The organism is Streptomyces sp. NPDC001381, assembly GCF_042895685.1.
GTDB lineage: Bacteria > Actinomycetota > Actinomycetes > Streptomycetales > Streptomycetaceae > Streptomyces.
Map to the genome: position 1 here is coordinate 35213 of NZ_JBIAWO010000015.1, position 24398 is coordinate 59610.

At 73.7% G+C, this 24398-nt stretch carries 23 protein-coding genes; 16 read left to right on the forward strand and 7 right to left on the reverse strand.

Annotation, left to right across the window (positions count from 1 at the left end):
* Positions 1–7: 7 nt before the first annotated feature.
* On the reverse strand, positions 8–1381 hold the full coding sequence (locus ACFY2L_RS36355; RefSeq protein ID WP_390657789.1) for a cryptochrome/photolyase family protein: 1374 nt from the start codon (positions 1379–1381) through the stop codon (positions 8–10).
* 155 nt (positions 1382–1536) lie between these two features.
* Positions 1537–3066, reverse strand: a complete 1530-nt coding sequence (locus ACFY2L_RS36360; protein ID WP_390824477.1) for an SDR family oxidoreductase — start codon at positions 3064–3066, stop codon at positions 1537–1539.
* Between the two features lie 142 nt (positions 3067–3208).
* Between ACFY2L_RS36360 and ACFY2L_RS36365 the strand changes: the two genes are divergently transcribed.
* From ACFY2L_RS36365 to ACFY2L_RS36375, 3 genes are all read left to right on the forward strand, one after another.
* Entirely contained in the window at positions 3209–3718 is a 510-nt protein-coding gene (locus ACFY2L_RS36365; protein WP_390657791.1) for a MarR family winged helix-turn-helix transcriptional regulator, read from the forward strand.
* 134 nt (positions 3719–3852) lie between these two features.
* On the forward strand, positions 3853–6015 hold the full coding sequence (locus tag ACFY2L_RS36370; RefSeq protein ID WP_390824478.1) for an MMPL family transporter: 2163 nt from the start codon (positions 3853–3855) through the stop codon (positions 6013–6015).
* Between the two features lie 80 nt (positions 6016–6095).
* A complete protein-coding gene (locus ACFY2L_RS36375) occupies positions 6096–6263 on the forward strand; it encodes a hypothetical protein (RefSeq protein WP_390657793.1) in 168 nt (55 codons plus the stop codon).
* A 385-nt stretch (positions 6264–6648) separates the two neighbouring features.
* Here ACFY2L_RS36375 and ACFY2L_RS36380 read toward each other — a convergent pair whose 3' ends face one another.
* A complete protein-coding gene (locus ACFY2L_RS36380) occupies positions 6649–7680 on the reverse strand; it encodes an acyl-CoA dehydrogenase family protein (protein ID WP_390657794.1) in 1032 nt (343 codons plus the stop codon).
* Positions 7681–7780: 100 nt separating this feature from the next.
* Between ACFY2L_RS36380 and ACFY2L_RS36385 the strand changes: the two genes are divergently transcribed.
* The 6 genes from ACFY2L_RS36385 to ACFY2L_RS36410 all read left to right on the forward strand — a co-directional run bounded on the left by ACFY2L_RS36385 (position 7781) and on the right by ACFY2L_RS36410 (position 12690).
* Positions 7781–8131 (forward strand): YciI family protein, encoded by a 351-nt coding sequence (locus ACFY2L_RS36385; protein WP_390824479.1) that lies wholly within the window; start codon positions 7781–7783, stop codon positions 8129–8131.
* Between the two features lie 16 nt (positions 8132–8147).
* Positions 8148–9344 carry an RNA polymerase sigma factor gene (locus ACFY2L_RS36390; protein ID WP_390824480.1) on the forward strand — a complete coding sequence of 399 codons (1197 nt, stop codon included), beginning with the start codon at positions 8148–8150 and terminating at the stop codon, positions 9342–9344.
* A 227-nt stretch (positions 9345–9571) separates the two neighbouring features.
* Entirely contained in the window at positions 9572–9952 is a 381-nt protein-coding gene (locus tag ACFY2L_RS36395; protein WP_390657797.1) for a VOC family protein, read from the forward strand.
* A 199-nt stretch (positions 9953–10151) separates the two neighbouring features.
* The gene (locus ACFY2L_RS36400) at positions 10152–11054 is read left to right on the forward strand and encodes an aldo/keto reductase (protein WP_390824481.1); all 903 of its coding nucleotides are present in this window, start codon (positions 10152–10154) and stop codon (positions 11052–11054) included.
* Between the two features lie 142 nt (positions 11055–11196).
* Positions 11197–11592, forward strand: a complete 396-nt coding sequence (locus ACFY2L_RS36405) for a VOC family protein (protein ID WP_390657799.1) — start codon at positions 11197–11199, stop codon at positions 11590–11592.
* Positions 11593–11619: 27 nt separating this feature from the next.
* Positions 11620–12690, forward strand: coding sequence for an adenosine deaminase (locus ACFY2L_RS36410; protein WP_390657800.1), 1071 nt, complete (start codon positions 11620–11622; stop codon positions 12688–12690).
* Here the strand turns inward: ACFY2L_RS36410 and ACFY2L_RS36415 are convergent.
* Positions 12672–13187 carry a DUF664 domain-containing protein gene (locus tag ACFY2L_RS36415; protein WP_390657801.1) on the reverse strand — a complete coding sequence of 172 codons (516 nt, stop codon included), beginning with the start codon at positions 13185–13187 and terminating at the stop codon, positions 12672–12674. The two genes, ACFY2L_RS36410 and ACFY2L_RS36415, sit on opposite strands and share 19 nt — an antisense overlap.
* A gap of 92 nt (positions 13188–13279) precedes the next feature.
* Positions 13280–14164: a LysR substrate-binding domain-containing protein gene (locus tag ACFY2L_RS36420; protein ID WP_390657802.1), complete on the reverse strand. Its 885-nt coding sequence runs from the start codon at positions 14162–14164 to the stop codon at positions 13280–13282.
* 112 nt (positions 14165–14276) lie between these two features.
* Between ACFY2L_RS36420 and mgrA the strand changes: the two genes are divergently transcribed.
* The 5 genes from mgrA (at position 14277) to ACFY2L_RS36445 (ending at position 20004) form a co-directional block, all read left to right on the forward strand.
* On the forward strand, positions 14277–15269 hold the full coding sequence (gene mgrA, locus ACFY2L_RS36425; protein WP_390824482.1) for an L-glyceraldehyde 3-phosphate reductase: 993 nt from the start codon (positions 14277–14279) through the stop codon (positions 15267–15269).
* A gap of 375 nt (positions 15270–15644) precedes the next feature.
* Positions 15645–16055 (forward strand): hypothetical protein, encoded by a 411-nt coding sequence (locus tag ACFY2L_RS36430; protein WP_390657804.1) that lies wholly within the window; start codon positions 15645–15647, stop codon positions 16053–16055.
* Positions 16056–16136: 81 nt separating this feature from the next.
* Positions 16137–18476, forward strand: coding sequence for an FHA domain-containing protein (locus ACFY2L_RS36435; RefSeq protein ID WP_390657805.1), 2340 nt, complete (start codon positions 16137–16139; stop codon positions 18474–18476).
* Between the two features lie 8 nt (positions 18477–18484).
* Positions 18485–19030, forward strand: a complete 546-nt coding sequence (locus ACFY2L_RS36440) for a hypothetical protein (RefSeq protein WP_390824483.1) — start codon at positions 18485–18487, stop codon at positions 19028–19030.
* On the forward strand, positions 19030–20004 hold the full coding sequence (locus ACFY2L_RS36445) for a serine/threonine-protein kinase (protein WP_390657807.1): 975 nt from the start codon (positions 19030–19032) through the stop codon (positions 20002–20004). The genes ACFY2L_RS36440 and ACFY2L_RS36445 overlap by 1 nt, the downstream gene beginning before the upstream one ends.
* On the opposite strand, the gene ACFY2L_RS36450 is transcribed toward ACFY2L_RS36445, so the two are convergent.
* Positions 19995–21299: a streptophobe family protein gene (locus tag ACFY2L_RS36450; protein ID WP_390824484.1), complete on the reverse strand. Its 1305-nt coding sequence runs from the start codon at positions 21297–21299 to the stop codon at positions 19995–19997. The two genes, ACFY2L_RS36445 and ACFY2L_RS36450, sit on opposite strands and share 10 nt — an antisense overlap.
* 206 nt (positions 21300–21505) lie before the next feature.
* Between ACFY2L_RS36450 and ACFY2L_RS36455 the strand changes: the two genes are divergently transcribed.
* The gene (locus tag ACFY2L_RS36455) at positions 21506–22858 is read left to right on the forward strand and encodes a DUF6777 domain-containing protein (RefSeq protein WP_390824485.1); all 1353 of its coding nucleotides are present in this window, start codon (positions 21506–21508) and stop codon (positions 22856–22858) included.
* Positions 22859–22976: 118 nt separating this feature from the next.
* On the forward strand, positions 22977–23429 hold the full coding sequence (locus ACFY2L_RS36460; protein WP_390824486.1) for an ATP-binding protein: 453 nt from the start codon (positions 22977–22979) through the stop codon (positions 23427–23429).
* 19 nt (positions 23430–23448) lie between these two features.
* Here ACFY2L_RS36460 and ACFY2L_RS36465 read toward each other — a convergent pair whose 3' ends face one another.
* Entirely contained in the window at positions 23449–24336 is an 888-nt protein-coding gene (locus tag ACFY2L_RS36465; RefSeq protein ID WP_390657811.1) for an RNA polymerase sigma factor SigF, read from the reverse strand.
* Positions 24337–24398: the final 62 nt, after the last annotated feature.

The window sequence follows — 24398 nt, forward strand, 5'->3', positions numbered from 1 at the left end:
GCTCTCCTCAGTCGCGTCCACGCGCCCGCTTGAAGCGGGCCAGACCGTCGGCGAGGTCGACGAGCGGCTCCGGGTAGTCGAGCGCCGCCCGGTCCAGTCCCCGCAGCTTCCACGGCTCGTGCACCACCGGGCCCTCCAGGTCCGCCAGCTCGGGCACCCAGCGCCGCACGTACGCCCCGTCGGGGTCGTAGCGCTTCGCCTGGGTGACGGGGTTGAGGACCCGGTTGGGCCGGGAGTCGGTGCCGGTGCCGGCCATCCACTGCCAGTTGAGCTGGTTGTTGGCCACGTCCCCGTCGACCAGGAACTCCAGGAAGTGCCGCGCGCCGACACGCCAGTCGACGTAGAGCGTCTTGGTCAGGAAGCTCGCCGTCAGCAGCCGCCCCCGGTTGTGCATCCAGCCCTCGTGGCGCAGCTGCCGCATCGCCGCGTCCACCACCGGGTAGCCGGTGCGGCCCTCGCGCCAGGCCTCGATGTCCTCGCCGGCCCTGCGCTCCGTGCGCCAGCGGTCGTGCTTGGTGCGGTAGTCCGCGGCCGCCGCCTCCGGCCGGGCCGCCAGCACCTGACGGTTGAAGTCGCGCCAGGCGACCTGCCGTACGAACGCCTCGGCGCCCGCCCCGCCCACCGCCCGCGCCCTGTGGACCAGTTCGACGGGGGAGAGGGTGCCGAAGTGCAGGTGCGGCGAGAGCCGCGAGGTCGCGTCACCGGCGAGGTCGTCGTGCCGGTCCTCGTACGCGTCGACGCCCGAGCCCAGCCACGCGGTCATCCGCGCGCGGGCCTCCGTCTCGCCGCCCCGGGCCAGCGCCGGCGACAGACCGGTCAGGCCCTCGCGCCCGGGCAGTTCCTCCGAGCCCACGCCCGCCGGGACCCGTACGGCCCTGGGCGCGCCGAGCGCGTCCCGCAGCCGGTGCCGCGACCAGTGCCGGAAGTACGGCGTGAAGACCGCGAAGTGGTCCGAGGAGCCGGGGGCCAGCACACCGGGATCCACCGCGGTCGTCACCGTGCCGTGCACGTGCAGCCGGACGCCCTCCGCCTCCAGGGCGCGCCGCAGCCGCTCCTCACGGCGCTGGGCGTGGGCGCTCACGTCCGCCGCCAGGTGGACCTCGTCGGCGTCGGCCTCGGTGGCCACCCGGCACACCTCCTCCACCAGGTCCCCGGACCGCACCACCAGCCGGCCGCCCCGCTGCCGCAGCCCCGCGTCGAGGTCGCGCAGCGAGTCGGCGAGGAACGCCAGCCGGTTGGGACGGGCGAACCCCGCGCCGTCCACCGCCCGGTCCCGCACGAACAGCGGGACCACCTCGCGGGACCCGTCGAGGGCCGCGCGCAGCGGGGGGTGGTCGTGCAGCCGCAGGTCGGAGGTGAACAGGACGACCGAGACGTTCATGGGTCAGGCTCCGGAAGAAGGGGGCGGGCCGGCGGCCGAGGGGTCGGCCGGTGACCGAGGGCGGACTGGTACCCGTTTCCGTCCGGCGGCGGTCGGCGGATGCGCCGGCCGGCGGTCGGTCGTGGGCTGCCGGTCGTGGGCTGCACGGCCGGGCGTCAGCCGGTGGTCGCCCGCTCGGACGCCCGGGCCGCCGCGTCCGAGCGGGCCGCCCGCGCGATGTTGCGGGCCATGCCGCCGAACACCACGGCGTGGAACGGCGACACGCTCCACCAGTACGCGTGACCGAGCAGCCCGCGCGGATGGAACAGGGCGCGCTGGCGGAACCGGGTGCGGCCCAGGTCGTCGGTCTCGGCGTACATCTCCAGCCACGCCAGACCCGGCAGCCGCATCTCCGCGCGCAGCCGCAGCAGACGCCCGGGTTCGATCTCCTCGACCCGCCAGAAGTCCAGCGAGTCGCCCACCCGCAGCCGGGAGGCGTCCCGGCGCCCCCGGCGCAGGCCCACCCCGCCCGCCAGCCGGTCCAGCCACCCTCGTACGGCCCAGGCGAGCGGGAACGAGTACCAGCCGTTGTCGCCGCCGATGCCCTCGATCACCCGCCACAACGAGGCGCGCGGAGCGTCCACGCACAGTTCGCGTTCGTCGGAGTAGAGGCTTCCGCCGGCCCATCCGGGGTCGGTGGGCAGCGGGTCGCTGGGTGCCCCGGGCAGGGAGGCGGAGGACCAGCGCGTGGTGACCCTGGCCTCGCGCACCCGCCGCAGGGCGAGCCGGACGGCCTCGTCGAAGCCGAGCGGATGGCCGGGCGGATCGGGCACGTACCGGGCGATGTCGTGTTCATGGCAGACCACCTCGTGCCGCAGCGACTCGGTGAGCGGCCGTGCGATCGAGGCCGGGACGGGCGTCACCAGTCCGACCCAGTGGCTGGACAGACCGGGGGTGAGGACCGGCAAGGGCAGGATCAGCCGGCGCGGCAGACCGGCGACGGCGGCGTAACGGATCATCATCTCCTGGTACGTCAGGACGTCGGGTCCGCCGATGTCGAAGGTCCGGCTGACGTCGTCCGGCAGCCGCGCGGCGCCGACCAGCGCGCGCAGCACGTCCCGGACGGCGACCGGCTGGATCCGGGTGCGCACCCAGCTCGGGGTGACCATGACGGGCAGCCGCTCGGTGAGGTAGCGCAGCATCTCGAAGGAGGCCGAACCCGAGCCGATGACGATCGCCGCCCGCAGCACGGCCGTGGGCACGCCCGAGCCGAGCAGGATGCGGCCGACCTCGGCGCGCGAGCGCAGATGCGGCGACAGCTCGTGCTCCGGCACTCCGTACGGGGTGAGTCCGCCCAGGTAGACGATCCGGTGTACGCCCGCGGCGCGCGCCGACTCCCCGAAGATCCGTGCGGCCCGCCGGTCGGTCTCCTCGAAGTCCTTCCCGGTGCCCAGGGCGTGCACCAGGTAGTACGCGACGTCGACGCCCCGCATCGCCGCCGCCATGGACTCCGCGTCCGTGACGTCCCCGCGGACCACCTCCACCCGGCCGGCCCACGGATGGTCGCGCAGCCGGTCGGGGGAGCGGGCCACGCAGCGCACCCTCAGGCCCGCCGCCAGCAGCTCCGGGACGAGCCGGCCGCCGATGTACCCCGTGGCGCCGGTCACCAGACACAGGGGTCCGGTGTCGCGGTCGTCTGCCGTCATGAGTGGTCGGTCCTCCGCGTCGGTGTCCCCTTGGCCATCGTGTCTCCTGGCCATCGCTTCCCTGCCGAACGCGGTATCGGATGCGCGGGCCCGCGGGCGCCGCCCGATCGGGTGAGCCCGGGCGGGCGGCTACGCTGACCGCGTGGCCCCAGCGAACGACCAGGAACGGCAGGCGGCGGCGGTACGGCCGTCCGACGCGCCTCCTCCACGGACCGACCTGCCCGCCTTCGCCGTGGCGCTGCGCCGGATGAACGGCGAGATCAACCGGCTGGTGCACGCCTTCGCCGGCGACCACGGACTGCACGCGACGGACGTCCAGGCGCTCGCCGCGATCCTCGACGCCGACGAACCGATGACGCCGAAGCGGCTGCGCGAGCACCTCGGACTGACCTCCGGTGCCGTCACCGCGTGCGTGGACCGGCTGGAGCGGGCCGGGCACATCCGCCGCGTCCGGGAGAGCGCCGACCGCAGAGTGGTCCATCTGTACTACGCCGCCGACGCGCGGGCGGCGGCCCGCACGTACTTCCGGCCTCTCGCGGAGGCCACCGACGCGGCCCGGTCCCGGTTCACCGGGGACGAGCTGACGGTGGTGGTGCGCTTCCTCGCGGCGATGAACGAGGAGCTGGGCGCCACCGTGCCCCCCGGGCGCTGACCATGTCGTGACGGGGTGCATCCGGGGGCCGGGCGCGGACGGAAGACCAGGCACCGTCTACGATCGCGGCCGACAACTTACTCAATCATTGAGATTGTTTTTCGTTGAGATTCCTCTGCGGAGCCTGGAGCACCATGCCCACCACTCTCCGACGAGCCCGCCGGCTCGTCCCCTTCCTCCTGATCGCCGTCTGGCTCGCCGTCGGCGGCGTCCTCGGCCCCTACGCCGGACGCCTCGGCGAGGTGGCCACCAACGACCAGGCGGCGTTCCTGCCGCGCAGCGCCGAGTCCACCGAGGTCATCGCGGCCCAGCGGGCCTTCCGGCAGGACGAGACGCTCCCGGCGATCGTCGTGTGGACCGGCACCGAGGTGCGGGAGCGGCGCACGGCGGCCGACCAGGCCCTCGCCTCCCTCGCCGGCACCCCCGGGGTACAGGGCCGGGTCTCGCCTGCGGTGCTCGCGGAGGACGGCGCCGCCCTCCAGGCGGTGGTCCCGCTCCGCCCCGACCTCGGCGACGACCTCCCCGCCGCCCTCGACCGGATCCGGGCCGCGGCCGAACGCGTCCCCGGCAGCACCGTCCACCTGGCGGGCCCCGCCGCCAGCCAGGCCGACCTGTCCGACGCCTTCGCCGGCATCGACGGACTGCTGCTCGCCGTCGCCCTGCTCACCGTCCTGGTGATCCTGCTGCTCGTGTACCGCAGCGTCCTGCTCCCGCTGGTGATCATCCTCGGCGCGGTCTTCGCGCTGGGCCTGGCCTGCGCGGTCGTGTACGTCCTCGCCGACCACGACGTCGTCCGGGTCGACGGACAGGTCCAGGGCATCCTGTCGATCCTCGTCATCGGCGCCGCCACCGACTACGCCCTCCTCCTGACCGCCCGCTACCGCGAGGAACTCGCCCTGGGCGGTGACCGGTTCACGGCCGTGCGGGCCGCCCTGCGGCAGTCCTGGGGCGCCGTCGTGGCCAGCGCCGCCACCGTCGCGCTCGGGCTGCTCGCCCTGCTGCTCAGCGACCTCACCAACAACCGCGCGCTCGGACCGGTCGGCGCCATCGGCATCGGCTGCGCCGTCCTCAGCTCCCTCACCTTCCTGCCGGCCGTCCTCGTCGTGCTGGGCCGCGCCGCCTACTGGCCGGCGAAGCCGGTGGCGGGGACCGCCGGGACCGCGGCCACGGACGGTACCGGCGGTACCGCCGGTACCGGCGGTACCGGCGTATGGGGACGGGTGGCGGGGCTGGTCGACCGGCGGCCCCGCCGGGTCTGGGCCGTGACGCTCGCCGTGCTGCTGGCCGGCGCCGCCTTCGCGCCGGCCCTCGCCTCCAAGGGCGTACCCCTGGACGAGACCTTCGTGAACGACGCCCCCTCCGTCGCCGCCCAGAAGACCCTGGGCGAGCACTTCCCCGGCGGCGCGGGCAACCCCGCCGTGGTCGTCGCGGACGCGGACCGGCTGGAGCGGGTGCTCACCGTGGCCCGCGCCACCGACGGCGTGGCCTCGGCGGCGGCCAGGACCGCGAGCGGACGGCCCGGCGGCACCCCGCTGGTCGTCGGCGGGCGGGTCCAGGCCGACGTCACCCTCGACGCCGCCGCGGACAGCGACGCGGCCAAGCGGACCGTGGCACGTCTGCGGACCGCCCTGCACGCCGTCCCCGGTGCCGACGCCCTCGTCGGCGGCTACACCGCCCAGCAGTACGACACCCTGCGCACCGCGGAACGCGACCGCACGCTGATCGTCCCCGTCGTCCTCGTCGTCATCTTCCTCATCCTGACGGGACTGCTGCGTTCCCTGCTGCTGCCCGCCCTGCTGGTCGCCACGGTCGCCCTGAACTTCCTCGCCACCCTGGGCGTCTCCGCGCTCGTCTTCCGGCACGTGTTCGGCTTCACCGGCACCGACCCCTCCGTGCCCCTCTACGGGTTCGTGTTCCTGGTGGCGCTGGGCGTCGACTACAACATCTTCCTCATGTCCCGGGTCCGCGAGGAGTCCCTGCGCCACGGAGTACGCCAGGGTGTCCTGCGCGGCCTGGTCACCACGGGCGGGGTCATCACCTCCGCGGGGGTCGTGCTCGCCGCGACGTTCGCCGCGCTCGGCGTGATCCCCCTGGCGTTCCTCGCCCAGATCGCCTTCATCGTGGCGTTCGGGGTGCTGCTCGACACCCTCGTGGTGCGCTCCCTGCTGGTGCCCGCGCTGGTGCTGGACATCGGACCCCGCGCCTGGTGGCCCGGCCGTCTGAGCCGGGACCACCGGGCGGCGGCCGGGGAGCGCCGCCCGGCGAGGGCCGAGGAGAGCCGCGCGCCGTCCGCGTGAACATGCTCGCGCCGATCCGGGGCAGCCGGTCTCCACGGGAGTCGTCCGGTACGCACACGAACATGGAGGTGTCTGCCGCTATGCGCGCGAAGGTGTTGGAACGCTTCCCCGCGGGAGCCCCGCGCGGATCGTGGCCGGCGGAGGAGTGCGCGGCCCGGCTGCGCGCCGAGGGCCGGCCCGCGACCGTCGTCATGGACCTGAAGTCCGACGCCTTCCTCGTGGTCGTCCCGGCCGGCGACGAGGACTGAGGGCCGGGCCGGATCGGGCCCTGGCCGAACGGGCCCTCCGCGGGCGCCCGGCGGCGGCCGGTCCGCCGGGCGCACCCACCTGGGCCGGGATCAGGGGCCCGGCACGTTCCGGGCCCCTTCGGCACCACGGCACGGCCGGGACGGACCGGCCGCTCGACGGATCAGGGATCGGGCCGGTCCGCGGTGGTGCGGGGACGGCGCTGGTGGGCGGCCACGAGGAGGTCGCCGCAGGGATCAAGGAGTACGCGGCGCCGGCATGCTCTCCGGGTGTCCGCACCAGGCGTACTGGTTCGGGGAGGGGTCTGCCGCACTCGCCGCACAGGGCCTGGGGCTGCACCGCTACGCGCCGGGGCCACCCCCCAGCGCACATACTCTTCGCGACCCATCAGTTGGCCGCCAGCGCCTCGAGGTGAGCCGAGCGCGACTCCGCCGTCTGGCCCTGGACCAGCAGGAACAGAGCCTCCCTGGCCAGGCGCTGGGCCTTGTTCGTCAGGAGCATCGAGCGCCCGCCGCCGGTGACCACGGCGGCGGTGGTCGCCGCCCGCATCAGCTCGTGGGCCCGCGTCCTGAGCGCCAGACGCTCCCCGGGACGCTCGTCGGGCTCCGCGGCGTCGATGAGCGCGTAGGCCCGCTCGCGCACCTCCGCGAGGCGGGCCCGCAGCCGCCCCGCGGTGTCCTCGTCGGCCAGCGCCAGAGCCGCCTCCGCCACGCCGAAGACCGCCGGGCTGGCGTTCACCGTCCTGAGGCGGTCCGTCGCCGCCCAGCGGTCGTGCGGGGACCGCAGGACCACCGCCTCCGCCGGCAGCCACAGGCCGTCCAGGTCCAGGGACACCGTGCGGGCCGCGGTGAGCGCGGCGAGGCGCATCGGGGCCGAGGCCCGCAGGCCCGGCTGCTCCCGGGCCTCGGCGAAGGCGAACAGCGCCTCGTCCGCGTCCGTGACCCCGGCGAGCAGCATCACGTCGTTCAGACCCCACCCCGTGTACCAGGGCACCCTCCCGTCGAAGCGCCAGCCGCCGCGCTCCCGGGTGGCCCGGACGGGGACACGCGGGTACGCCCGCAGATGCGCGTACGCCACCCCGGAGAGCAGTTCGCCGCTCGCCAGCGCGCCCAGCAGGCGTTCGCGCAGCGGACCCTCGCTCCGCGCCAGGGTCAGCACCGGCGTGTGGTGCTGCGTCTGCACGAACCAGGTCGAGCAGCAGGCCCCCGCCAGGATCTCCGCCGTCTCGCGCACCACCGCGCCGGGCGCCGCCGAGCCGCCGTACCGCGTCGGCGCGTGCAGACCGAGCAGACCGGAGCGCCTGATCTCGCTCAGGTGGCCGGCCGGCACCTCGCCCTGGTCGACCTGTTCGGCGTGCGGGGCGAGGAGGTCGTCGGCGAGGCGGCGGGCCCGGGTGACGAGGGGATGGGGTGCGGTCATGGACGGAATTCTTTCCCGTTCCGCGGTGCGGGGTGTCGATCCGGGGGACCGCTGTTCGTGTAGGAGGTGAGAGACAACCGACGACGTCGAGGAGGACGTCATGACGCACTACCTGCTCAGCGTGGTCCAGCCGACCGGCGGTGAGCCCCCGCCGCCCGACGAACTGGACGAGATCATGCGCCGGGTCGCGGCCTTCAACGACGAGCTGCGCGAGGCCGGGGTCTGGGTCTTCTCCGGTGGGCTCCATGCTCCGGAGACGGCCACCGTGCTGCGGCCCGAGGACGGTGACGTGATCATCACGGACGGCCCGTACGCCGAGGGCAAGGAGTACCTCGGAGGGCTCTGCCTGATCACGGCCGCCGACCTGGACGAGGCCCTGGAGTGGGGCAGGAAGGCGGCACTGGCCACCACCCTCCCCGTCGAGGTGCGTCCCTTCGCGGACGCCCACTGAGGCCGGAGACCGACCGATGGGCGACACCGCCGACGTCGAGGCCGTCTTCCGCGCGGAATACGGCCGGGCCGTCGCCGTCCTGGTCCGCTTCCTCGGCGACATCGACCTCGCCGAGGAAGCGGTCCAGGACGCCTTCACCACGGCCGTGCGGCGCTGGCCGGCCACCGGGGTGCCGCCGAGCCCGGCCGGATGGATCATCACCACCGCCCGCAACCGGGCCGTCGACCGGCTGCGCCGCGAGTCCACCCGGGACGCCCGGCAGGCCGAGGCCGCCCGGCTGTACGCCCCCGATCCGCCCGTGGAGGAGGGCCCCGTGCACGACGACCGGCTCCGCCTGATCTTCACCTGCTGCCACCCCGCGCTCGCCCCGCCGGCCCGGGTCGCGCTCACCCTGCGGCTCCTCGGCGGCCTCACCACCGCCCAGATCGCCCGCGCCTTCCTCGTCCCCGAGCCGACCATGGCCCAGCGGCTGGTCCGCGCCAAGGCGAAGATCCGCGACGCCCGCATCCCGTACCGCGTGCCCCGCGACGCCGATCTGCCCGACCGGCTCAAGGGCGTGCTCGCCGTCGTCTACCTCATCTTCAACCAGGGCTACGAGGGCGATCCCGGCCTGTGCGCGGAGGCGGTACGCCTCGGCCGGCTCCTCACCGGGCTGATGCCGGACGAGCCCGAGGCCACCGGCCTGCTCGCGCTGATGCTGCTCGTCGAGTCCCGCCGGGCGGCCCGGGAGGACGCCGACGGCACGCTCGTGCCGCTGCCCGAGCAGGACCGCGGCCGCTGGGACCGGGCCCTGATCGCCGAGGGGCAGGACCTCGTCCGCCGCTGCCTGCGCCGCGACCGGCCCGGGCCGTACCAGATCCAGGCCGCCATCCAGGCCGTGCACAGCGACGCGCCCACCGCGGCGGACACCGACTGGCGGCAGATCCTGCGGCTCTACGACCAGTTGACGGCCGTCGCCCCGAGCCCGGTCGTGGCCCTCAACCGGGCCGTCGCGGTCGCCGAGACCGAGGGACCGCGGCCGGCCCTCGCGCTCCTGGACACACTCGGCCTCGACGGCTACCACGTCTTCCACGCGGTCCGCGCCGACCTGCTGCGCCGCCTGGACCGCCCCACCGAGGCCGCCCGGTCCTACGCGAGCGCCCTCGCCCTGACCCAGAACCCCGCCGAGCGCGCCTACTTGGAGAAACGCCGACGCACCCTCGCGGACGCCTGACCGACCCGTGTCCACCGCCGGCAGCCGGGCCCGCACCAGCGCCGAGGCAACGGCATCGGCTGCGCGGAACGAGCGCGCGCACGCCGTTCGGACCGCGACGGGATCGGTCCCGAAAACAAGTCGCCGGTGATCGTCCGGTCCGGTACGGTCGCGTGGTCGTTCTCACTGCCGCGGGCCCACGAGGTGTGGCCCGCCCGGCAGTCACCAGGCTGAGAGCAGGTTTCTTCATGGCATGTCGCATCAGTGAACTCGTGCTCGGTTGCCGCGACCCGGAGCTGCTGGCGCGGTTCTGGTGCGAGGTCCTGGACTTCGTCGTGCTCAGCCGCGAGGACGACGGCACGCTGGAGATCGGCCCGCGCGAAGGGTTCGGTGGTCCGCAGCCCACGATCATCCTCAGCTACCGGGACGAGCCGGAGAAGGGCAAGTCGCGGCTGCACATCGACGTCAACGCCACCGACCGCGACCAGGACGCCGAGCTGGAGCGCCTGCTGAAGCTCGGTGCGCGCCCGGCCGACATCGGCCAGACGGGGGAGGAGTCGTGGCATGTCCTGACCGACCCCGAAGGCAATGAGTTCTGCCTGCTCAAGGCCCGCCTCAACCCGCTCTGATCGCGGGGGGCGCGGGGAACCGGCGGTTCCCCGCGCCCCCCGCCGGCCGGAGGGAACCCACCGGCCGGCCCGGAGGCACGGTGGCTGTGAACCCGGCCTCCTCTTCGGTCCCGCCGGGCGCAAGTGCCGCGGGACCGTGGCCGGTTGGCCGTCGGCCCCGAGCCGGTGCCCTGCCCGCGCGGCGTGCGAGACTGCACCGATGAGCACCGGAACGATCACCGCGGACGCCGCGGGCACCTGGACACTCGGCGACCTGACCGTGAACCGTGTCGGCTTCGGCGCCATGCGGCTGACGGGCAGCGCCGCCTTCCACCTCGGCACGCCGAGCGACCGCGACCGCTCGATCGCCGTGCTGCGCCGGGCGATCGACCTCGGCGTCAACCACATCGACACCGCCGCCTTCTACTTCTCCTCCCTCCGCTCCGCCAACGAGCTCATCAACAGCGCCCTCTCCCCGTACCGCGACGACCTGCTCATCGCCACGAAGGTCGGGCCCTTCCGGGACTACGCGGGGGAGTGGGGCACCTCGGCCCGCCCCGAGGACCTGCGCGGTCACGTCGAGGAGAACCTCCGCCAGCTCGGCCGCGACCATCTCGACCTCGTCTATCTGCGCCGGATGCGCCAGGAGTCGATCGCCGAGCACTTCGGCGCCCTCGCCGCACTGCGCGAGGCCGGGCTGGTGCGCCACCTCGGCATCTCCGACGTCGAACCCCGCCACCTGGCGGAGGCGCAGGCCATCGCCCCGGTGGTCAGCGTGCAGAACCGTTACGGCCTCGGCGACCGCGCCCCCGCGACCGAGGAACTCCTCGCCCTCTGCCGGGACCAGGGCATCGCCTTCGTCCCGTTCTTCTCCATCGCCGGCGACGGGGGCGCGCAGGGCGCGACGACCACCCACGACGACGCCCTCCTGTCCGTGGCCCGCGCCCACGACAGCACCCCGGCCCAGATCCGCCTCGCCTGGAGCCTGGCCCAGGGCCCCCACGTCCTGGCCATCCCCGGCACCGGCGACCCCGGCCATCTGACGGAGAACGTCGCGGCGGCCGCCCTGCGCCTCACCGACGAGGAACTGGCCCGGCTGAACGAGGCCCACCGCCCCGGGTGACCCCGCTCACCCCTCACCCACCCCACCCCCCGTCGTCTCCCGGCCCCCGGATCCAGGCCGGGAGGAGCGACTGGCGCCTCTGAAGTTTTACGTATAACCTCTCCCGTCAATCGCCCCGCCGCACGCCCTCCGAAAGGCCCCGATGGCACACATCGCCCTGGTCACCCTCGTCGTCGACGACTACGACGAGGCGATCCGCTTCTACACCGACGCGCTCGGCTTCCGGCTCGTCGAGGACGCACCCCGGCCCGACGGCGCCCGCTGGGTCGTCGTACGGCCGGGCGAGGGCCAGGAGGGTACCGGGCTGCTGCTCGCCCGTGCCAAGGGCGACGCCCAGCGCGCCCGGATCGGCGACCAGACCGGCGGGCGCGTCGGCTTCTTCCTGCACACCGCCGACTTCGCCCGCGACCACGCCCGGATGCTCGCCGCCGGCGTGACCTTCCTGGAGGAGCCCCGCCACGAGCCCTACGGCTCCGTCGCCGTCTTCCAGGACCTGTACGGAAACCGCTGGGACCTGCTTCAGCCCGCCACCGCCTGAGAACCACCTGCCGAGGAACACGCACACATGACCGCGCCCCGCATCGCCACCGACACCCTCCGCCGCCTCCCCAAGGCCGTCCTGCACGACCACCTCGACGGCGGCCTGCGCCCCGCCACCGTCGTGGAACTCGCGGAGACGGTCGGCCACACCCTGCCCACCACCGACCCCGGCGAGCTGGCCGCCTGGTACTTCGAGGCCGCCAACTCGGGCGACCTGGTGCGGTACATAGCCACCTTCGAGCACACCCTCGCCGTGATGCAGACCCGCGAGGGCCTGCTGCGCACCGCCGAGGAGTACGTCCTCGACCTGGCGGCGGACGGTGTCGTCTACGGCGAGGTGCGCTACGCCCCCGAGCTGATGCTGCGGGGCGAACTGACCCTGGCCGAGGTGGTCGAGACCGTCCAGGAGGGCCTCGCCGCCGGTATGGCGAAGGCCGCCGCCGCGGGCACGCCGGTCCGTGTCGGCACCCTGCTCTGCGGGATGCGCATGTTCGACCGCACCCGGGAGACCGCCGACCTCGCGGTCGCCTTCCGGGACGCGGGAGTCGTCGGCTTCGACATCGCCGGCGCCGAGGACGGCTTCCCGCCTGCCGACCACCTGGACGCCTTCGAGCACCTGCGCCGCGAGAACGTCCCCTTCACCATCCACGCCGGCGAGGCCCACGGCCTGCCCAGCATCCACCAGGCGCTCCAGGTCTGCGGGGCCCAGCGCATCGGCCACGGCGTGCGCATCACCGACGACATCGTGGACGGCAAGCTCGGCCGGCTGGCCGGGTGGGTGCGGGACCGCCGTGTCGCGCTGGAGATGTGCCCCACGTCCAACCTCCAGACGGGCGCCGCCACCTCCATCGCCGAGCACCCGATCACCGCCCTGAAGGACCTCGGCTTCCGCGTCACCCTCAACACGGACAACCGGCTGGTGTCCGGCACGACGATGACCCGCGAGATGGCGCTGCTCGTCGAGGAGGCGGGCTGGGGTGTCGAGGACCTGCGCACGGTCACGGTGAACGCCCTGAAGAGCGCGTTCATCCCGTTCGACGAGCGCAGGGCCCTCATCGAGGACGTCGTCCTGCCGGGTTACGCGGCCGCGCTCTGAAGCAGCCCGCGCACATAGGCGGCCTGTCCGACGTGCTGCAGATCGTCGGACAGGACGCTGACCAGCCGTACGCCCAGGGTGACCGGCGGGTCCCAGCGCACGTCCACCACGCGCTCGAGATCCGCCGCCGTCAGCGCGCGCAGCGCCCTGCGGCTCTGCTCGTGCACGGCGTCGTGGTACCCGGTCAGCAGGCCGGCGTCGGAGACCCGCACCTTGGCGACCTTGGCGGGGCTGTGTCCGTACCCGGTGTCATGGCGCGGCAGGTCGAGACCGAAGCGTTTCTCCCAGTCCTGGCCGAGCCAGACCTGGTCGAGGTCGAAGGCGTCGGCGACGTGGTCGTCCTGGACCCGGGTGAGATGCCAGACGAGCCAGGCGATCGAGTTGGTCTCCGGGGTGGGCCGGGCGTTGAGGTCGTCGGGGTCCAGGCCCTCGACGGCGGCGTGGACTTCTTCCCGGATGCGGTCGTACCCGTCGATGAGGATGTCCTTCGCATGCATAGGTACACCATCGCTCAGCCGCCGCCCGCACGCCGCTTCTTCGACCGTCCTTCACATCTTCCGGACCGCCGCCCGGGTCCCGGTGGCCCCGGTCAGGCCTCCCCGGCCTCCAGCAGCGTCATCAGCGCCCGGGCCGCCGGGCTCGTGGCCTCGGCGGGCGGCAGCAGGGCGACCGTCTCGTAGACCGCCTCGCCGGTGCCCTTCAGGGGCAGCGCGGTCAGCGCCTCGCGCTTGTGCCGGAAGTGACGCGGTACCACGGCGACGCCGAGGTTCTCGGCCACCAGGTCCAGCAGACTGTGCACGTCGTTGACCTCCAGCGCGACCGTACGGCGCACGCCCGCCTCCGCGAAGGCCGCGTCCCCGGCGCGGCGCGGCCCCCAGTCCGGGTGGAAGTCGACGAACACCTCACCGGCGATGTCCTGCGGGGTCGGCGCGGCGCCCGCCCGGGCCAGGCGGTGGTCGGGATGGCACAGCACGTACATCGGCTCACCGGCCAGTGGAACGCAGCGCAGCCGGTCGGTCTCCGCCTGGGTGCGGTAGGCGAAGGCCAGGTCGAGCCGGCCGGCCGCCACCTCCTCGCCGAGGGCGCCCGAGCCGGTCTGCCGGAGCCGGATCTCCACGTCCGGGTGCCGCCGCCGGAATCCGGCGAGCAGCCCCGCCACGTTCACCCCCGCGATGCACTGCTCGGTCCCCACGGAGAGCGTGCCGCGCACCACGCCCTGCACGGCGGCCACCGCCTCGTGCGCCGCCCGCACCTGCACCAGGATCCGTTCCGCCTCCGCCAGCAGGGCCCGCCCCGCCTCGGTCAGCGTCACCCGCCGGGTCGTCCGCACGAACAGCGGAGCCCGCAGCTCGCGCTCCAGGGCCCGGATCGACGCCGACAGACCCGACTGGGACACCATCAGGCGTTCGGCGGCCCGGGTGAAGTGCTGGTCCTCGGCGACCGCGACGAAATGCTGGAGGTGGCGCAGTTCCATGATTGAGAACCATAGCCGCACAATTCCATCGGATTCTTCTGTTGGACCGCTGTACGGCCCTCGGGGAACAGTGGATCCGGAAGATCGTGTGCCAACCCCTGATGGAGTCGCGTTGTACACCGCACACCCCGACCGTTACGCGGACATGCCCTACCGGCGCACCGGACGCAGCGGTCTGAAGCTCCCCGCGCTGTCGCTCGGCCTGTGGCACAACTTCGGCCCGGACCGTCCGGCGGAGACCCAGCGGGCCATCCTGCGCCGCGCCTTCGACCTCGGCGTCACCCACTTCGACCTGGCCAACAACTACGGGCCGCCGCCCGGCGCCGCCGAGTCCGCGCTGGGTCACTTCCTGAAGACGGACTTCGCGCCCTACCGGGACGAGCTGGTGATCTCCACCAAGGCCGGCTACCTGATGTGGCCCGGCCCGTACGGCGAGTGGGGATCGCGCAAGTACGTGCTCTCGTCGCTCGACCAGAGCCTGAAGCGGATGGGCCTGGACCACGTCGACATCTTCTACTCGCACCGCCCCGACCCCGAGACTCCCCTCGAGGAGACGATGGGCGCCCTGCACTCCGCGGTCCAGCAGGGCAAGGCGCTGTACGTGGGCGTCTCCAACTACTCCGCGGAGCAGACCCGTGAGGCCGCCCGTATCCTCGGCGAGCTGGGCACCCCGCTCCTCATCCACCAGCCGCGCTACTCGATGCTCGACCGCCGCCCGGAGAGCGAGGGCCTGCTGGACGCCCTGGACGAGCTCCAGGCCGGCTCGATCGTCTTCTCCCCGCTGGAGCAGGGCCTGCTGACCTCCCGCTACCTCGACGGCATCCCGGAGGACTCGCGCGCGGCGAGCGACAGCCCGTTCCTGAACTCCGACGCGCTGACCGGGGAACTGGTGGGCAAGCTGCGCGCCCTGAACGACATCGCCGCCTCCCGTGGCCAGTCCCTGGCCCAGATGGCCCTGGCCTGGGTGCTGCGCGGCGGCCGGGTCACCTCCGCGCTGGTCGGCGCGAGCAGTGCGCGGCAGATCGAGGACAGCGTCGGCGCCCTCGCCCACCTGGACTTCGACGACGACGAACTGGCCCGCATCGACGCGGTGGTCAACGGCTGAGCCGCTCCGGGGCAGGTGCGGCGCCCGGCTCCCCGGCTCCTCGGCTCCCTCCCCTCGCGGTGGTCCTGCTTCCCGTGGACCGCCGCAAGGGGAGGGAGCCGCCGTCGGCCAGGGCGCGATCCGGCCACTCCCGCCGCATCCGCGGTGTCACCGGCCGGTTACCAGGAGAAACGGCCCGCGGGTGGCCGGTCCGGTCCGGCGCGCGGCCGGATTTCGGCCAGGAACCGCGGTGAATATGCCAGGAGACTGGCCGGAAAGTCATGGTGACAGTGTTTTAGAAGTGAACATACTCGAAGGTCAGGGGTGATTCACCCCTCCAGGAGCCGCAGGAAAGCGAGGCAGGGCCGGCAGACGAGCACTCGGGGGAGTGGAGACATGCACGACGAATTCCTGTGCCATGTCACGGCGTACGGATTCTGCGACGGCCGCCGGATCGGCGTGCCGCTCGGAACGTACCGCGCGCCGACGCTGGCGCTCGCCCTGTGGTGGCTGCGGGACCGCGCCCTGTGGATGGCGGAACGGCTCGACCCGAGGCCCGAGAGCGGGCACTTCCCGTCCGGCGCCGTCGTCCCGGTCGCCGACGGTGTCCCCGACGTGCCCGTCCTGCTGCGGGCCTGGTGCGCCGACGTCGACCAGCAGGAGCTGGTGGCCGACGAGTTGGCGGGCGGACGGCTGGTGCGGGTCGCGGTGAGCGACGACACCACCGAGTACGAACTCCTCGCCGAGTCCGTGGACGCGCTGCGCATGCAGCGGACGGTTCCGGCGCTCGTCCTCCCGGTCGGCTGAGGCGGCCCGCGCCGGCACGAGCGCCCGCGACCGGGTGAGCCCCACCGGGCGTACAGGGGTGCGAATCGATAGAATTCCGGCATGGTGGAGCGTCCGGTCGCCCCGACTGCCCCCGAACTCGTGCTGGAGACCGAGACGGGCTCCACGGTGCTGATCCCGGGCCACGCCTACCACGTCGGACGGGACCCGCTCAGCGACATCGTCATCGACGACGCCCGGGTCTCCTGGCACCACGCCGTGCTGCGGCCCGACGGCGACCACTGGACCCTCACCGACGAGCGGAGCACCAACGGCACCTGGGCCGACGGCCGCCGGGTCCGGGAGTGGGGGGTCGGCCCCGGCAGCGTGATCCGCTTCGGCAGTCCCTCCGACGGCCCGAGCGCCGTCCTGGCGAGCCGGCCCCCGCCGGCCCCGGAACGCCCCTCCGCGGTGTCCAGGCCCGCGCAGACCGGCACCTTCCGCCGGCCCACCACCGTACGGCCGCTGCCCACCCGTACCGTCCGCATCGGCCGCGCCGCCGACAACGACCTCGTCATCGACGACCTGGTCGTCTCACGCCGCCACGCCGAACTGCGCGCCCTGCCCGACGGCACGTACGAGATCGCCGACCTGGGCAGCCACAACGGCACCTATCTCAACGGGTTCCCCGTCACCGCCGCCCCCCTCGGCCCCGGCGACATCGTCGGCATCGGCCACTCGGCGTTCTGCCTGGTCGGCGACGAACTGCAGGAGTACGTCGACACCGGCGAGGTGTCCCTCGACGTCCAGGACCTCACGGTCGCCGTCGACCGCGGCCGCAAGACCCTGCTCGACCACGTGTCGTTCCCGGTGGGGGAGAAGTGCCTGCTCGCGGTCGTCGGCCCGAGCGGCGCCGGGAAGTCCACCCTGCTCAACGCGCTGACCGGCCAGCGCCCCGCCGACCACGGCACGGTCGTCTACGATGGCCGCGACCTATACCACGACTACGCCGAGCTGCGTCAGCGCATCGGCCTCGTGCCGCAGGACGACATCCTGCACGCCCAGCTCACCGTCCGCGCGGCCCTCGGCTACGCCGCCGAGCTGCGCTTCCCGCAGGACACCGCCGCGGCCGAGCGCCGGGAGCGGGTCGACGAGGTCATCCGCGAACTGGGCCTCGAACAGCGCGCCGAGCAGGCCGTGCACAGCCTCTCCGGCGGCCAGCGCAAACGGGTCAGCGTGGCGCTGGAGCTGCTCACCAAGCCGTCGCTGCTCTTCCTCGACGAACCGACCTCCGGACTCGACCCCGGCATGGACCGGTCGGTGATGCACATGCTGCGCGGTCTCGCCGACGACGGCCGCACGGTCATCGTCGTCACGCACAGCGTGCTCAGCCTCGACGTCTGCGACCGGCTCCTGGTCCTGGCCCCCGGCGGACGGATCGCCTACTACGGACCGCCCGAGGAGGCCCTCGCCTTCTTCGGCTTCACCCAGTGGCCCGAGGCCTTCGAGGCCTTCGAGCGGGACCAGGACCGGGACTGGGCGGGGGAGTACCGCGACTCGCAGCCGCACCGGCGGTACGTGGTCAACTCCAGCGCCCAGCCGCGCCTGCCCCGCGAGGGCCCGGTGATCATGCTGCCGCCGGCCCGCCCCCGCAGCCGCGGCGCCCAGCTCGGCACCCTGATCCGCCGCTACGCGACCGCGCTGAGCGCCGACCGCACCTTCCTGGCCATCATGATCGCCCTGCCGTTCGTGATGGGCGCCATGGCCCGCGCCCTCGCCGGCAGCGAACTCACCCGGGACACGGCGATGAACGCCCTGCTGATCCTGTGCGTCGGCGGCGTCCTGACCGGCGCGGCCAACGCCGTGCGCGAACTGGTCAAGGAACGCGTGATCTACCAGCGGGAGCGGGCCGTCGGCCTGTCCAGGTCGGCGTACCTGATGTCGAAGGTCGTCGTCCTGGGCGCGGTGACCGTCGTCCAGGCGGTCGTGCTCACCCTCGTGGCGTTGCTCGGCGTCGACCTCGGCGCCCCCGGCGGTAAGGGCGTGCTGATGCCTCCCCTGGTCGAGATCACCGTCGCGGTGGCCCTGCTGGCGTTCACGGCGATGATGCTGGGCCTGCTGGTCTCCGCGCTGGTGCGCAAGGAGGAGGTGACGATGCCGCTGCTCGTGCTCCTCGCCATCGTCCAGGTTGTCTTCTGCGGAGCCCTGCTGAAACTGAACGGGGTGCCCGGTCTGGAGCAGCTGTCCTGGCTCGTGCCCTCGCGGTGGGCGCTCGGCGCGATGGCCGGCACCATCGGCCTGTCCCGGATCGTGCCCGGCGACATCACGGGCGACCCGCTGTTCGAGCACTCGGCGGGGGTGTGGCTGCTCGACGTGGCCATGCTCGTCGTGCTGTCGGCCGTCTTCGGGTACGCCGTCTCCCGGCTGCTGCGCCGGCACGAACCCGCCGTGATGCGGAAGTAGGGCTGCCCATGACGACCCCAGACTTCCGGCCGACGCATGTCGTCCCGCAGCAGGGCATGCCCGCCTGGTCCGCCCCCGACCCGGCCCGCCCCACGGTGCCCCTGGACCCCCTGCTGCCCGTCCGACTCCTGGAGCGGCGCGGGGACTGGGGGCATGTGCTGTGCGCCAACGGCTGGGACGCCTGGGTGGACGGCCGCTACCTGGTCGCCGTACCCCAGGACCCGCCCGCCTCCGACGGCCCGCCCACGACCGCCGCCGACCCGCGGCCCCTCCTCGCCCAGGCCCAGGAGGCCCTCGCCCGCTACCGGGCGGCGGTGGAGGAACTGGCCGGCGGCGCCCTGGACGGCGAGTCCTTCCGCCGCCGTACCCAGGGACTGCGGATCGGGGTGGTCGTCGACGGCGAGGCCATGTGGCTGTACGACCCCGCCCAGGGCTGCTGGGTCTACGGCGACGGCACCCGGCTGAGCACCTACGCGGCGGACCACGCGCCCGACGCCGGCAGCGGCCGGGGCCACGCCCCCACCCGGGTCGTGACCTCGGACGGAGGATCCTGATGGACACCAGCGCGTTCTCCGGACGGCCCTCCGACCTGGTCGGCCGGCAGATCGCGGGCTACCGCGTCGAGCGGGAGATCGGCCGGGGCGGCATGGCCGTCGTGTTCCGTGCCAGGGACCTGCGCCTGGAACGCACCGTCGCGCTGAAGCTGCTCGCCCCGGAACTGGCCCGCAACGACACCTTCCGCAAGCGCTTCACCCACGAGTCCAGGGTGGCCGCCGGACTCGACCACCCGCACATCGTGCCCGTCTTCGAGGCCGGCGAGACCGAGGGCGTGCTGTACATCGCCATGCGCTACGTCGAGGGCAACGACCTGCGCCACCTCCTCGACCGCGAGGGCCCGCTGCCACTGTCCACGGCCGTCCGGATCGCCGCGCAGGTCGCCTCCGCGCTGGACGCGGCCCACGATCACGGCCTGGTGCACCGGGACGTCAAGCCCGGGAACATCCTGGTCTCCCAGGGCACCGACAGCGACCACCCCGAGCACGTCTACCTCACCGACTTCGGCCTGACGAAGAAGTCCCTCTCCCTGACCGGGTTCACGACCGTCGGCCAGTTCGTCGGCACCCTCGACTACGTCGCCCCCGAACAGATCTCCGGCCGCCCGGTCGACGGCCGCTGCGACGTCTACAGCTTCGCGTGCGTCGTCTACGAGACCCTCGCCGGGCATCCGCCCTTCCGCCGCGAGGAGGACATGGCCCTGCTGTGGGCGCACCAGGAGGACGACCCGCCCCCGCTGACGGAGGCCCGGCCCGACCTGCCCGCGCGGGTCGACGCGGTGTTCGCGCAGGCGCTGGCCAAGAGGCCCGAGGAGCGCCACGAGACGTGCCGCGCCTTCGTCGCGGCCCTTCGGGCGGCGGGGCGCGGCGACCAGAGCGCCCGCCACCCGCGGACCGAGGTCGTCGGCCTCCCCGCCACCCCGCCGCGCCCCCCGGACTGGGCCCGGCCCGTCTTCGTCCGCCGTCAGCCCTGACCCGGAGGCGGTGGCCGCTGCCCCCGCCGGTGCACCGGACGCGCCAGCAGGGCGCCCAGAAAGCCGGTGACCAGCCCCCACAGCGCGGCCAGGCCGAGGGCGGACCACACCTCCGGGTGGAGGAACAGGTCTCCGGAGAGGCCGGCGAGGTCGTTGATGCCGAGCACGGTCAGGCCGTAGTGCGCGGAGACCCGGCCGACCAGGCAGATCGTCAGCACCGTGAGCACCAGGGCGACCGCCATGTGCACGGCGTGCCGCCAGGCGCGCGTCCCGGCCGGGGAGCGCGCCGCCATCACGAACGCGGCCCCCAGCAGCAGCACCGCGTCCACGACGACGAGCCACCACACGCGGCCGTCGTACTCGGCCATGCTGCTCAGGTTCAGCGCGGCAGTGTCCTCGCCGCGCAGCACCTCGTCCAGGACATGCGGCATGGGCAGCCCGAACGGGCCCTCCACCCGGCCGTTCCAAGGGGCGCCCAGCCCGATGGTGAACACCAGCCAGACGAGGTTGGGCAGCCCGAGCAGGACCACCGCGAGGGTCTCCGGCGCGTGCCCGCGGGTCGCGGCGACCACCAGGGCGACGACCAGGCCCAGCACGACACAGGCGAGCAGCAGCGCGACCATCGCGTACGCGGCCGGCCGCACCGACTCCTGGAAGCGCAGCAGCCGGGCCGGGAGCGGCGCCCCGCGCGAGACGAGCAGCGCCAGCAGCAGCACCCCGGCCAGCCACAGCAGCCCGACGAGCAGGGTGAGCGGCACATCGGTGGTGAAGCCGACCTCGGGGCGGACCCCGAACAGATCGCCGAGGTCGTTCAGCGTGTCGCCGCCGAGGGAGACCTCGAAGGTCTGGCGCGCGGCGAGTGCCAGGGCCAGCAGACCGAGCAGCCACACCACGGCGATCCGGGCCGCCCAGCCGGCCAGTTCCCGGGCGCCGGCGACCGCCCGGTGCCGCAACGGCCGCAGGAACCCGGCGGCGACTACGAGCGCCCCGACGAGGGTCACGGACAGCGGGATCACCGTCAGGCCGGCCCGGGTGTCGGCGAGGCCGCCGGCGTTCCCGGAGAGTTCGACGGTGCCGCCGACGGCCGTGACGACGGTCGCCGCCACCACCCGGGGGAACGCGTCCTGGGGCAGATCCGTGGCTCCCGCCGCCCACAGGCCCAGCGCGGCCACCACCACCATGGCGCCCAGACCGGCCAGCGCCACGGAGAGCGCGCTCACCCAGCCGTGACGGCGGACTGCCCGGTCGAAGCCGTGACGGCCGACCGCCTGGTCGGAACGGGTGCGCGGGCTCACCCTGCCACGCTAAGCAGCACCGCCACGGCCCGCCCGTCGGGAGGGGCCGTCCGCGTCCCGCTTGCGGGCGGTACCCGACCGGAGCACACAATGATTGCGTTGTGTCAGAAAGCGGTGCGTGTCGGACATTGATGGACAGATCACTTCGCCGGGCCGGACGAGGCCGGGCGGACGGGCACCGCCGGACACCCACTTCGGGAGAGCATGTGAGCGTCGAACCTCCGTCCTCCGGCCGCCCCACCGGACCGCCCTCCGGCCCGCTGTCGGGCCCCTCGCACCCGCCCCCCTCGGGACCGCCCGCCCCACCGCCCGGCGGTGGTTCGTCCGGTGGTTCCTCCGGCGGATCCTCGGGCGGCTCCTTCCCGGACGGAGCGCCCGGACCGGAGCCCGGGCCGGAACCGGGCCGGCCGTGGTGGAGGTCCACCCCCCGACTCGCCCTGCTCGGCACCGCCCTCGTGGCCGCGGTCGCCCTCGCCGTCCTGCTCACCCTGCCCGACGGTGGCGGCTCCGGCGGCGGCAGCAAGATCTTCACCTTGGCCGCGGCCAAGAGCGGCCCGGACCCGTTCACCGAGTCCACCGCCACCGACAGCACCACCGCCACGGCCTCGGCCGCCCCCGCGCGGGGCTCGGCCGAGCCGACGGGCAACGCCCTCAAGGGCGTCAACGGCGGTGCCGCCGGGGTGTACGGCGGCACCCGCAACGTGGCCAGCTGCGATGTGGAGAAGCAGATCGGCGCACTCCGGGCGGAGCCCGCCAAGAACCAGGCGTTCGCCTCCGTGGCCGGGGTGCAGCCGGCCGATGTCCCCGCCTATCTGCGCTCGCTCACCCCGGTACAGCTGCGCATGGACACCTGGGTCACCAACCACGGCTACCGCGACGGCGCCGTCACCACCTACCAGGCCGTCCTGCAGGCCGGTACGGCCGTCCTCGTCGACGCGCACGGCGTGCCCCGGGTGCGCTGCGCCTGCGGCAACCCGCTCACCAAGCCCGTCCCGCAGCGGACCGAGCCGGAGCGCACGGGGGACACCTGGCCGTCGTACGACCCCTCCGACGTCGTCGTGATCACCCCCGCGGTCAAGGTGGTCAAGCAATTCGTCCTCTACGACCCCGACCACGGCCACCACTGGTTCGCCCGGCAGCGGGGCGACACGCACGGCACGCTGGACCGGCCCGCCCCGCCGCCGAAGGAGCCCCTCCAGTTCGTGATCATCACCCCGCCGCCGGTCACGTCGACCGGTCCCTCCAGCCCCAGCCCCTCGACCTCGCCGTCGCCCTGCGACCCGAAGCGGACGACGTCCTGCCCTCCGGCCTCGCCCTCGTCGTCCTCCGAGTCGCCGAGCTCCAAGGCGCCCTCGTCCGAGTCGCCGAGCTCCGAGTCCCCGGCCTCCCCGTCGACCTCCGAGCCGCCCTCCTCCTCGCCGCCGAGCCCGCCGGAGTCGTCGGCCTCGAAGACGCCCCCGCAGCCGGAGGAGCCCGAGCCGCCGAGCACGTCGCTGCTCAGCTCCTCCAGCACCCCACCCCCCGCCCCCGGGTCCCCGTCCGGCTCCCCCGCCCTGTGAGACACGGCATGCGCCCGGCGCGCACAGGATGACGCGGACGGGGACTGCGCGGCGCGGCACGGGGTACGAGCACAGGTGCAGTAGCGTCCGGCCAGTCCGGCTTCCCAGAGAGAAACGCATGATCGAGCACCTGGACGGGGCAGTGATACCGACTGGTTTCGACGTACCCGTGGAACCGCTGCGGCGCGCGGCGCACTACACCGGTGAACCCGGTTGCATCGCCGAGGCCCGCAGTTTCGCCGCGCACTTCGTCGACCAGCTCAGGACCGAGTGGTGCGCGCGCATCGGCGAGCGCACCAGCGGCGAGGTGATGCTCGTCGTCAGCGAACTCGTCACCAACGCCGACCGGCACAGCAACGGCCCGTACATCCTGGAACTGGAGGGGACGGACTCCACCGTGACGGTGTCCGTCTACGACAGCAGCGACGCGCTGCCCCTGCGGTTCCCGAAGGACCCCGAGCGCGTCGGCCACCACGGGCTGGAGATCGTGCACGCGATCGCGGCGGAGGTCACCGCCGAGCGCGTGCCGGTCGGGAAGCGGGTCCGCGCCCGGCTGACGCTCGGCGGGTGAACCCCCGCCGGCGGGTCGCTCAGGCGCAGCCCAGCTCGCCGAGCATGCCCTGACGCAGCCGGGTGATGATCCGCTTGATCAGGCGGGAGACATGCATCTGGGAGCAGCCGAGCCGCTCGCCGATCTCCGCCTGGGTGGCCTCCTCCACGAACCGCAGATGCAGGATCTGCCGGTCGCGTTCGCTGAGTTCGGCCATGAGGGGGGCGAGCGACTGGAAGTCCTCGACGAGCCGCAGCCCGTTCTCCTCGACGCCGATGAAGTCCGCGAGGACCGCCTCGCCGTTCTCCGGACCGTCGCCGGTCAGGGCCGCGTCCAGCGAGGAGGAGTTGTAGCCGTTGGCGGCGATCTGTGCCTCCACGACCTCGTGCTCCGAGAGGTTCATCAGCGTGGCCAGCTCCGCCACGGTCGGCTCCCGGTCGAGTCGGCTGGCCAGCTCGTCACGTGCCTTGGCCAGCTCCACCCGCAGCTCCTGCAGCCGCCGCGGCACGTGCACCGCCCAGGTGGTGTCCCGGAAGAAGCGCTTGATCTCGCCGACGATGTACGGCAGCGCGAACGACGTGAACTCCACCTCGCGGGAGATCTCGAACCGGTCGATGGCCTTGATCAGGCCGATCATCCCGGTCTGGACGATGTCCTCCATGTCGTCCCCGCGCCCGCGGAACCGTCCGGCCGCGAACCGGACCAGGGACATGTTCATCTCGATGAGGGTGTTCCGCGCGTACTGGTATGCGTGCGTGCCCTCTTCGAGCTCGGTCAGCCGCTTGAAGAACTGGCGGGACAGCTCCCGTGCGTCGCGCGGAGCCACGCTCCGCGGGTCCTCGACTCCCGGCAACGATGCTCCACCCGTGCTGGTCCCGGCAGCGTCCTCGACGACCTGAGCCTCCGACCCGATCACGGCGGTGTGCATTCCCTCTCCCCACGAAGTCACGGTTCGACGTCTTCTGCTCTCGTTCCGTGAGCGGGCGCGCA